Genomic DNA, 1520 nt, shown 5'->3' with positions numbered 1-1520 from the left:
GCTATCTGGTGACCCGCTACGAACCGAGTGACGTCCCTCAACAGGAGATGGTCGGCCTGATGCAGTCGATGTTTGCCCGGCAGATGCTCAAGAATCACATGTTGAAGTCCACGGCGATCTCGGACGCTGGGCTGACCAAGCAGTCGCTCTATGAGGTTGATCGCACCCAATTCGTCACCGCAACCTACGATCGGGCTAGGGAGGCGCTTGATGCTGTCAATGGAGAGCTGGCAGGTCTCATTGAAAAGGCATGGGGGCGGCGCGCGTGATGCTCAAATTGTCAGCCGTACAGAATGGCCGAATTCCATTTGAGATCAAGCGTTTGTAGGACATCGGAAGCGGATCAATGGCTCGTCGTAACCTGTTTCAGAACATAAAAGACGCTGATGGACAGAAGGTCGATCGCGCGGCGACGTCCGGCTATGCGGCACGCGGCGCGTCCCGAAACATACTGGCGTCGATTGGAGAACTAGCAGAGAAGGCTGCCAGAGCAGATCTTGTTCTAGAAGGCGAAGCGATCGTCGAGATCGATCCAACCCTGATCGATCAATCCTTCGTCCAAGACCGCATGGAGGATGAGGCCGCCTTTCGGGAATTGGTCGACGCCATTGAACAGCGCGGCCAGGATTCCCCTGTTCTGGTTCGGCCACATCCTACCACCCCCAATCGCTACCAGACTGTTTTCGGTTTCCGCCGGGTTCGGGCGGCACGAGATTTAGGTCGGAAAGTCAAAGCGATTGTCCGTGCGGTTTCGGATAACGAACACGTCATAGCCCAGGGCCAGGAAAATTCTGCGCGAGAGAATCTGTCGTTCATAGAGCGTGCGCTGTTCGCTCAGCGGTTGCTCGATTCAGGTTACGATCGCCAGACCATCCAGACAGCGCTCACGATCGATGCATCGATGCTTACCCGGATGCTTTCAGTCTCAAGCCGCGTGCCCGAAGAAGTCGCCGTCGCCATCGGCCCGAGCAGGACGGTGGGAAGGGATCGCTGGCTGGAGTTTGCGCAGCTGGTAGAGAGTCCGGAGGCGAGGAGGGCAGCAGTTGAGCTCATTCGGCTACCGGAACTTGCCAGTCTGGCGTCCGATGTCCGCTTCGAGCGTTTGCACTCAGAACTGAAATCCCGAGCCCGACAGCGGCGTGGCGCCTCGGCCAAGTCGAAGACGGAAAAATGGCAGACGCCGGACATGGCGGTTGCAGCCGATTTTACCGATACCGGCCGATCGCTTTCCGTCGCCTTCAAGTCAAAGAACGGCAGACAGTTCGGTAGATTCGTCATGGAGAACCTCGATCGGCTCTATGACGAATTCAAGCAGCGCAACGAACAAGGAGAGGGTTAGCTAGCAAAAGAAAAAGGCCCCCGAAATAGGTTCCGGAAGCCCTTCTCGTAGTGTCGCAGCTAGAGAATCGCATTTCCAAGAATCACAGTCAAGAGTCTACGGACTCAGCGTCGGTTTCGGCGAGTGGATTTCTTTTGCCTAACGATAGGTGAAAAGACAATGCTGACGCACATTGCAACGA

The 1520-nt window shown here is 56.2% G+C and carries 1 protein-coding gene and 1 pseudogene; both read left to right on the top strand.

The annotated features are described in order from the left end of the window. Positions 1-269, top strand: a pseudogene (locus EOA23_RS34625) (plasmid partitioning protein RepA); the annotation flags it as partial. Between the two features lie 77 nt (positions 270-346). After that, entirely contained in the window at positions 347-1339 is a 993-nt protein-coding gene (gene repB, locus EOA23_RS34620; protein WP_127307309.1) for a plasmid partitioning protein RepB, read from the top strand. Positions 1340-1520 lie beyond the last annotated feature (181 nt).

This window comes from Mesorhizobium sp. M2A.F.Ca.ET.042.01.1.1 (assembly GCF_003997405.1).
Classification (GTDB): Bacteria; Pseudomonadota; Alphaproteobacteria; order Rhizobiales; family Rhizobiaceae; genus Mesorhizobium.
This window is presented reverse-complemented; position numbering and strand designations above follow the sequence as displayed.

Coding starts and splice junctions, on each gene's coding strand:
- repB (WP_127307309.1), top strand. CDS start 347: ATGGCTCGTCGTAACCTGTTTCAGAACATAAAAGACGCTGATGGACAG.